The following is a 7,939-nucleotide window of genomic DNA, read 5'->3' as shown; positions in this document are numbered from 1 at the left end:
AAAAGACGCGTCATTCTTTTTTTAAGTCAGCCTCTTTTGGTATTTAGCGCTTCAGTACGAGTCGTTTCAACAAATAGCACCGTGATGACAAGTAATGACGCAATGGCGAAATAGACCATGTAGATCAACAAGTCCGGTGCAAATCTTGACACGATGTACGTCAATACGACGACAGCCGTATACAGCAACAAAAATAGACTGATGTGCTTCAACTTCGACACTCCCCTTTGAATCCTTCTCTCTTCTTTACGGAAACGACTGGAAAATGTTTCAAAAGGTATGTCTTTACTTCGTTTTATAGATTCTTCGCTTTGAATGTGTCTCCACCTTCGATCGTGCCGTTATCAAAGCCTTTTTGGAACCAACGTTCCCGTTGCGCCGATGTGCCGTGGGTGAAACTTTCCGGTACGACATATCCTTGTCCTTTCTCTTGTAACGTATCGTCCCCAACAGCATTCGCTGCCGTCAACGCTTCTTCGAGATCGCCTTCTTCGAGCAAGTTTTCGCCTTGCGCGTGATGCGCCCAGACGCCGGCATAATAATCTGCCTGTAGCTCGAATCGAACGAGGTACTTGTTGAACTTCTCCTCACTCATTTGCTTTCGAAGTGGCATGATCTCATCCGATTTTCCGAGTAACGTCTGGACATGATGCCCGACTTCATGCGCAATGACATACGCCATCGCAAAATCGCCCGGTGCTCCGTATTTCGTCTGCAGTTCATCATAAAAGCTTAAATCAATGTATAATTTCTGATCACCGGGACAGTAAAAGGGACCGACGGACTTCCCTGCTTGTCCGCAAGCCGAACTAACTTGATCCGTATACAAGACGAGTGTCGGTTTTTTATAGGTCTTACCATCTTCTTTAAATTCTTTTGTCCAGACTCGTTCCGTATCGGCCAAGACGACGGAGACGAAGTCCGCTGCTTCTTTTTCCTGCGCTGTTTCCTCATACGTCGTATTTTGCTGATCCCCACCGGTTAAGTCTCCGAGTAGTTCAGTTGGATTCCCACCCATCAAAGTGATGACGATCAGCAGGATGATTCCGACACCACCGCCGATACCGGCGATTCCTTTTCCACCCATTCCTCGCCGGTCCTCGACGTTTGAACTTCGTTCTCTTCCCTTCCATTTCATGTGTTTTCCTCCTACCCGTTTCGTTATTGTTCTTTACCCAAAAGCTTTTATACGTAACGCTTCAGCACATCATAGATGAAACAGAAGTCATTTGATTTGAAGGATTTTCTAGGAATATCCTTCTACTGTAGAGAAGATTAGTAGCAGAACCAATCTTTCGGATCCAATTTTTTCTACACAAAGGAGGTACGACATGAAACCTCATCTACTTTTTTTATCTTGGCGTGATGCTCGACATCCACAAGCTGGAGAAGCTGAAATTTTTATTCATGAAATGTTGCGGCGTGTCAGTACTACCTACCGAGTTACCCATTTGTCCGTCTCATTCAAGGGCGGATCACCGACGGAGTATCGAGATGGTATCACTTACCTCCGTTATGGTACGACAGCTTCTCTTATTCCATATGCACTTTATTATTACTGGTCTTATGCTAAAACGATTGATTTAGTTCTGGATCATTTGAATGGGTTTCATTTCTTCACACCATTTTATGTTCCACGTCATAAACGAACTTTATTTCTTTATCAATTGATTCGTGAACGTTGGTCGACGACGCTTGTGTTTCCTTTTTCAAAGCTTGGCGAATGGACAGAGACTCGACGGTTAAGCTGGTATAAAGATAGTCATGCCTTGACTATCAGCCCCTCTGTTGTAGATGAACTGCAAAGTGCTGGTTTTACTAACAGTCATATCACGATGTTGCCGCCAGGACTTTCTTTTTCCTCATGGTCTGAACAGGAATGGGAGTTAAAAGAACATGTTCCAACCTTTCTATATATCAACCGTCTGAACGAAAAAGAACTTCAAGATGCGATTGGGGCATTCCTCATGGTCCAACGTGAGTTTCCTGAGACACGCCTCTGGCTGATTGGTATCCGTAACAGCTCTCATCTTTTGCAACTCCTTACACTTCCCCTTCCTAAAGAAGTGAAGGATGCTATCACATACTACGATTCAGTCACTGAAACAGAAACGCGCAGCATGATGAGTCGTGCCACCGCTCTCCTCTTCCCTTCTATACGCGAAGGCATAGGTTTTCCTATAATTGAAGCGGCAGCTGTCGGAACACCGTCCATCGTATATGATGCTCCTGGTGTCCGAGACGCCGTTCAGTATGGCATGACAGGCTACATGGCTAAAAACAAAACACCTGGTGCACTCGCTGCCGAAATGCGAGCTTGTTTCCGAGATTCAGAGGAGTACGAAGCCATTCGTACCTCTGCTCACCATTTTGCACGGGCAATGGACTGGCAACAGACCGATCTCAAATTTCAAGAATGGCTGAGACGAGTACTTCTTGATACAAAATAAAGGGAAACTTCAAACGGTCTGACTTCTCCCAACAAGTAGAGAGAAGCCAGACCGTCTAAGTCAACCTTTCTGCTTTTCATTCTATTCAAGGTTTTGGAGGATATGTTCTGGATCAACGCGTTTCGTATAATCCGATGATACTTCTGCGAAACGAATCATACCATCCACATCTATGATGAACGTCGCCGGTTTCGGTAACTGCCAATCCTCATTTCCATTGTGCTTCGCTACATCAAGTCCCGATGCTTTGTAAATCTCAATCAAATAATCTGGCAAGTCGAACACCAAATCAAATTGACGGGATACGTGCAAATCAACGTCACTTAAGACAGGGAAACTTAACGCATTCTTACTCGCCGTTTGCTCAGTAAAATCAGCTGTCTCCGGACTAATCGCAACGACAGTCGCTCTTTGAGCGCGGATTCGGTCGATTTCCCGTTCGTACGCGCGAAGCTCGATATTGCAGTACGGACACCAGCCACCCCGATAGAACGTTAAGATGACAGGACCTTGCTCGAGTAACGTCTCGATTGCGACCAGCTCTCCAGATACATCGGGTAACGTAAAGTTTGGGATTGTGTCTCCTACACCCAACCCTTTAGCGACCCCAGAAGCAGCAAGTTCAGCTGTCGCTTCCGCCATCAACCGTTGTTTCTCAGCAGGTGCCTTTTGTCGGAATTTCGATTGATATTGTTTGATTTCTTCGAGTAGTCGTGTCATATGTTCTCCCCCTTCATTGCTGTATGGAATAGCAAGGAGATTACTCGTTTGTCTCTTCTGACGACTCCTCCGCCTTCTTTCGGAATCGTTTGACGAACCCCATTAGTTGTTCCGGTGTTAATTCGAGCTTATTCTCATAGACATATTTCGTTCCGTATCCGAGTGCAAGGGTCGCTGTCGAAGCAACTCCCGCGGCAATGACGGCACCATATCCCGGAACTAGCTTCGCCATTTGCCGAAAAGCAGTCTTTCCGGAGTTTCCGACGATCGTCACGACAAGCAACTCCTTCGCACTCTCTTTGGATAACTGCCGTTCGTACAGATTTGATAACTTGAGCATCAAGCCGATTTGAATTGAAGTCAACGGAATGATATCAGCTCCTGGAAACGGGACGGCACCGATTGCACCAGCAGCTGTTCCAGCACCCACGATCCAATTGTTGGCGATCTTCCCACGAACGGTCGGATCCATCTGGCGAACGAACACATTATCCTTGTCGAACTTTTTTAAGATATCGAGGACCTCCCGGCGGAGCCGATCAATATTCGTTCCTTCTCGTGCTGATACGGGAATGATTTTTGGTCCTGGTAGTTTTTCTGCAATATGGTGGACGATCGTGTCGACATCATCCGTCGCATCCATCTTCGTGACAACGATCAAGACATTTTGGTTATGTTGATAGATTTTCTGGAAATTCTTCGTCTCCGTCTCAGACAAGACAGTACCTGCCGCATTTAAAAAATAAAGGATGACATCGGCACTTTGATAATACGTCCATGTCGCTTCCGAGTTCTGTGTATTGGCATCATTTAGTCCCGGTGTATCGACGAAGATGACTTTATCTTCCGGGTGCTGCCTTACTTGATCAATCCGGACCGTTTCACCCGGGCGCGCCCCGACCGTTGCCACTTCACGACCAAGAATCGCGTTCAAGGTCGAGGATTTCCCCGCATTGACATCTCCGATCAGAGCAACCGTCACGTCCTGCTCCAACGATTGATTAAAATCCCGTCGCTCCGATTCAAACGACTGATCAAAGATTTCCTCCAGTTTGCGTTTCCGCTTTTGTTGATTGGTCTCAAGTCCTTCACCAAAAAAATCATCCATCGTGATCCCTCCCCTTCTTTTGCTGTCTGTCTTTTCCCGTTATCCCTTGCTTTCAACACAAAGAAGGCAAGGGAACATTGCGTCCACTTGCCGAATTTTAGAGATATGGGCTGCGTCGCTCGAGCAATACCGTATCGCGCCATCTGCCTCCGAGCCGACCAATTCGCTCCCTGCGACCAACTTTGCGAAAATTAAAACGTTCATGAAGGCGCAGACTCGCATGATTTTCCGGAAAAACTTGCGATTGCAGGGTCCAGATGCCTGCTGCTTCACTTGCTTGAATGACGTCTTCCATCAAGCGTGTGCCGACACCTTTACCACGTGCTTCTTCCGCGATATAAAGACTGATTTCAGCGACACCAGCGTATGCTGGAATCGAAGAAAATGGACTTAATGCGACCCAACCGAGCAGTTGCTCGTCTTCCATCGCAACGAGACGACTGTGTTCATGGTGATGTCCCGTCCATTCTTCGTACGGTAATGCTTCCGTGCGAAACGTCGCGTTCTCCGTCTTTATTCCTTGTTCATAGATCCGAACGACTTCTGGGTAATCTTCCGCTGTCATTTGACGTACTTTCATCTCATCAGACTCCTTTGTTGCTCACATGCTGATTCTAGTTCGACAGCATGTCAGGAGTCTCCTGTTTAATCGACGGTTCATCAAGTTTTATACTTCTAATCGTACTGCCATTTCCCGATCAAATCGATCCCCGTGGTCGATGAAGCCGAGACTCGCATACAGACGGTGTGCCGCCTGATTATCTGGTCGATAGCCGACGACGATTCGTTTTGCTGCGGGTAACATTCGCATCTCTTCAATCAGGGCTTGCATCGCTAATCGCCCGATCCCGTTCCCTTGCTGCGCCTGATCAATCATGATGCGGTATATCCAGTAACCGTTGAGTTCTTCTAGTTCCGTGTTGTACATCACAAAACCAACAACCGTATCGTCCAGCATAATCGCCCGAAGGACAAGGCATGGTTCGAACTTCGCTTGCGCGATCGAATAGACATTCGCTTCCATGAAGTCCTGCTGTTCTGCTGTCAGCGTCAGCTCACAACAAGCTTCCCAATTTTTTGCTGTTACCGGTACGAGTTGAATCATGTTCATTTCCCCTTTTAATTAGACGGGAGTTGCCTCCAGCGTCTGTTGATCACATCGTTGCACGGTGATCGCCCCCTTTCCTTCTCTCTCCTATCGGTTGGTTTAATTCATTGTTGAAGGACTGCTGCGTTTTCAAGCACCGCAGGTAGTTCGGCTAACGACGTAATCGTAACCGTCGGCTTGATATCCGTCGCTGATTTTCCGTCTGGATTAAACCAACATGTTGCGATACCGGCTTCGTTCCCACCTGCGATATCAGCTGACAAGGAATCTCCGACGATGATCGTTCGCGCCGGGTCGAATTGCGGAATCCGCGCAAACACATGATTGAAGAAGCCTGCCATCGGCTTTTGGAAACCTGTCTCCTCTGAAACGAAAATCGCTTTAAAGAAGTGCGTTAATCCGGCGCCATCAAGTCGCGCGCGTTGCGTCTTTGATATCCCGTTCGTGACAACGTACATCTCGACGTTCCCTTCTAGTTGCTCTAACAGGGCAGTCGCACCCGGAATCAATTCCGTCCCTTGCGCGAGGTATCCGCGATACGTTTCGTCAACTTCTCGTCCGTTGACTTCTCGTCCTTCTTCCGCAAAGAACGTCACGAATCGCGAGTGAATGACTTCCTCCCGTGTCACTTCACCCCGTTCGAGTGCTCTCCAGAGTGCGTGATTGATTTCCTTGTAGCGCGCTTCTCGCTCAGTCGTCCACGTTAGATCTTGTTGCTCAAGCAGACGTCTAAAGGCAATCCGTTCCGTCGCTTCAAAATCAAGTAGTGTATGGTCAATATCGAATAATACTGTTTTATAAAACATATTCAAGCTCCTTTTCGTAAGCGTTGTGCAGTCGTTGTTTTGCCGCCTAGTTGAAATAACAGAACTCCGCCACCAATCAATAGGACACCGAGTGCTTTCGTCCACGTAAACGGAACGGTCTGTAAACCGAACCAACCGAGCGTATCCCACAGCAAGGCAAACAGGATTTGTGATACCATGACGATTGAAATCGCTCGACTCGGTCCGAGTTGTTGAACGCCTTGCGTCACACAGAGGACGACACCGACACCGATGATCCCACTGAACCAAAACCAAGTTTGCGCCTGTTCGAGTGCAAACAATTGTGACCCTTCGACGATCAAACCAATCATCAGTGAAGCGAGGAACCCGAGTCCAAGGACTAGCGTCGTCGTCGCCCAAGCACCGACATGTTCTTTGACTTTTGCGTTAAACGTATTTTGAATACAAACGAGCATACCCCCACAAAGGGCAAGGATGATTCCCGTAACCATGTTGCACCTCTTTCATTCGTAAATGCTTTCTCCGACTCGTTCCATCAATCCGTCTCGATCAATGATCTCAATCGTATGCTGCGTTCGGCGAATCAACCCATCGTCGACGAACTGACGTAAGACACGGTTGACATGACGGTAGCTCGTCCCGATCAAATCTGCTGCATCGACGAGTTCCTTACTCGCAAAAGCATCCGTATTAGGTGTCATCGACAGCAAATAACTGGCTAGCCGAACTTCAACCGGGTACAACAAATTGAAGCTGAGCGTATGCGATTTTAATTCAAACTTTTTCGTGATCGTCTCGAGTAAAAATAATAAAAAGGCAGAATGATGTACACGTGCCTCTTCTAAATCCGGATAAGCGATCCGTAAGACGGTCACTGATGTCACTGCCTCGACCGTGTTCATCAAATCAATCTTTCGGACGAACTCAATATCGCCGACGAGATCAAACGGATGCTTGAAGGACAACACGAGACGTTTCCCCGTTGCCGACATATGCGTGATCTTCAATTTTCCTTCGACGAGCAGGTAGAGTTCATGCGCAACATCGCCTTGCCGACATAAGGTCTCACCCGGTGCGAACGTCTGGATGTGCATCGCTTTGCGTAACGATGCATCAAAGACATGCGTTAACTGATACCGTTCCAAGTAGGTTACAATGTTCGTCACGCTTTCTCCTCCTTAGCTTTTTAAGATGAAGATCCCCGCAATCATCATCAAGATGCCGATGATCTGCGGTCCCCGCAGTCGACGTTTCATGACACCAAACCAGCCTCTTCCGTCAATCCAGAGTGCAAGCGCTAATTGCGCCAATAAAAAGAGCGAAATCGTCAAGGTCACGCCCATCCGGTGGACAGCCGTCATGTTGCTGAATAATATGATCGCTGCAAAGGCACCTCCTGCCAGATAAAGCGGTTTGACACGTCGCATCGCCGAAAAACTGCGATCCCGTAAGACGATCGCTAAGAGGATCGCAACGATGAACCCGGTCATCTGTGTGATCGTTGCCGCTTGCCACGTCCCGATCGTTTGACTAATCCGGGCATTGGCAACACTTTGAAGCGTTAAGAAAAAGCCACCAGCAATCGCAAATAAGACACCACGCATGTGCATACTCCTCTCTCGTTCCATGATACTCTCATTTAACGAGAGTCTTTCTGATTTGAACAGGACATTTGTCCTGAGATGTTCAGAAGTTTAGAAATCATGATGAGTAAATAGAATTTCATACAACTCCAAGTGTATCAAAAGGGGCTGACTCAAAAAAA

Annotated in this window: 11 protein-coding genes; 1 reads left to right on the top strand and 10 read right to left on the bottom strand. The window is 47.3% G+C overall.

Annotated features, from left to right (window positions below):
• Positions 1-26 precede the first annotated feature (26 nt).
• Both B4F99_RS06520 and B4F99_RS06515 read right to left on the bottom strand, forming a co-directional pair.
• A complete protein-coding gene (locus B4F99_RS06520; protein ID WP_290756110.1) occupies positions 27-212 on the bottom strand; it encodes a hypothetical protein in 186 nt (61 codons plus the stop codon).
• Positions 213-295: 83 nt separating this feature from the next.
• Positions 296-1,138 (bottom strand): KPN_02809 family neutral zinc metallopeptidase, encoded by an 843-nt coding sequence (locus tag B4F99_RS06515; RefSeq protein ID WP_056064528.1) that lies wholly within the window; start codon positions 1,136-1,138, stop codon positions 296-298.
• A gap of 193 nt (positions 1,139-1,331) precedes the next feature.
• Here B4F99_RS06515 and B4F99_RS06510 point away from each other — a divergent pair, with 193 nt between their 5' ends.
• Positions 1,332-2,450 (top strand): glycosyltransferase family 4 protein, encoded by a 1,119-nt coding sequence (locus B4F99_RS06510; protein WP_290756108.1) that lies wholly within the window; start codon positions 1,332-1,334, stop codon positions 2,448-2,450.
• An 81-nt stretch (positions 2,451-2,531) separates the two neighbouring features.
• Here B4F99_RS06510 and B4F99_RS06505 read toward each other — a convergent pair whose 3' ends face one another.
• The 8 genes from B4F99_RS06505 to B4F99_RS06470 form a co-directional block, all read right to left on the bottom strand.
• Entirely contained in the window at positions 2,532-3,170 is a 639-nt protein-coding gene (locus B4F99_RS06505; protein ID WP_290756106.1) for a peroxiredoxin-like family protein, read from the bottom strand.
• A gap of 40 nt (positions 3,171-3,210) precedes the next feature.
• Positions 3,211-4,278, bottom strand: a complete 1,068-nt coding sequence (locus B4F99_RS06500) for a YcjF family protein (protein WP_290756104.1) — start codon at positions 4,276-4,278, stop codon at positions 3,211-3,213.
• A gap of 97 nt (positions 4,279-4,375) precedes the next feature.
• Positions 4,376-4,858, bottom strand: a complete 483-nt coding sequence (locus B4F99_RS06495; protein ID WP_290756102.1) for a GNAT family N-acetyltransferase — start codon at positions 4,856-4,858, stop codon at positions 4,376-4,378.
• A gap of 87 nt (positions 4,859-4,945) precedes the next feature.
• Entirely contained in the window at positions 4,946-5,383 is a 438-nt protein-coding gene (locus tag B4F99_RS06490) for a GNAT family N-acetyltransferase (RefSeq protein ID WP_290756100.1), read from the bottom strand.
• Between the two features lie 107 nt (positions 5,384-5,490).
• Entirely contained in the window at positions 5,491-6,192 is a 702-nt protein-coding gene (locus tag B4F99_RS06485; protein ID WP_290756098.1) for a YjjG family noncanonical pyrimidine nucleotidase, read from the bottom strand.
• A 2-nt stretch (positions 6,193-6,194) separates the two neighbouring features.
• A complete protein-coding gene (locus B4F99_RS06480) occupies positions 6,195-6,665 on the bottom strand; it encodes a DMT family transporter (protein ID WP_290756096.1) in 471 nt (156 codons plus the stop codon).
• A gap of 12 nt (positions 6,666-6,677) precedes the next feature.
• Entirely contained in the window at positions 6,678-7,340 is a 663-nt protein-coding gene (locus B4F99_RS06475) for a Crp/Fnr family transcriptional regulator (protein ID WP_290756094.1), read from the bottom strand.
• Between the two features lie 12 nt (positions 7,341-7,352).
• Positions 7,353-7,778, bottom strand: coding sequence for a DMT family transporter (locus B4F99_RS06470; RefSeq protein ID WP_214856320.1), 426 nt, complete (start codon positions 7,776-7,778; stop codon positions 7,353-7,355).
• Between the last annotated feature and the right edge of the window lie 161 nt (positions 7,779-7,939).

It is taken from the genome of Exiguobacterium sp. UBA3491 (assembly GCF_002377745.1).
Lineage (GTDB): Bacteria > Bacillota > Bacilli > Exiguobacteriales > Exiguobacteriaceae > Exiguobacterium_A.
Note: the sequence above shows the minus strand (reverse complement) of the source record. Positions and strands in the feature narration are given on the sequence as shown.

What these genes read in the sequence shown, in the direction of transcription:
- B4F99_RS06505 (WP_290756106.1), bottom strand. Translation starts at nt 3,170, where the DNA reads ATGACACGACTACTCGAAGAAATCAAACAATATCAATCGAAATTCCGA.
- B4F99_RS06490 (WP_290756100.1), bottom strand. Translation starts at nt 5,383, where the DNA reads ATGATTCAACTCGTACCGGTAACAGCAAAAAATTGGGAAGCTTGTTGT.
- B4F99_RS06485 (WP_290756098.1), bottom strand. Translation starts at nt 6,192, where the DNA reads ATGTTTTATAAAACAGTATTATTCGATATTGACCATACACTACTTGAT.
- B4F99_RS06515 (WP_056064528.1), bottom strand. Translation starts at nt 1,138, where the DNA reads ATGAAATGGAAGGGAAGAGAACGAAGTTCAAACGTCGAGGACCGGCGA.
- B4F99_RS06495 (WP_290756102.1), bottom strand. Translation starts at nt 4,858, where the DNA reads ATGAAAGTACGTCAAATGACAGCGGAAGATTACCCAGAAGTCGTTCGG.
- B4F99_RS06470 (WP_214856320.1), bottom strand. Translation starts at nt 7,778, where the DNA reads ATGCGTGGTGTCTTATTTGCGATTGCTGGTGGCTTTTTCTTAACGCTT.
- B4F99_RS06500 (WP_290756104.1), bottom strand. Translation starts at nt 4,278, where the DNA reads ATGGATGATTTTTTTGGTGAAGGACTTGAGACCAATCAACAAAAGCGG.
- B4F99_RS06510 (WP_290756108.1), top strand. Translation starts at nt 1,332, where the DNA reads ATGAAACCTCATCTACTTTTTTTATCTTGGCGTGATGCTCGACATCCA.
- B4F99_RS06480 (WP_290756096.1), bottom strand. Translation starts at nt 6,665, where the DNA reads ATGGTTACGGGAATCATCCTTGCCCTTTGTGGGGGTATGCTCGTTTGT.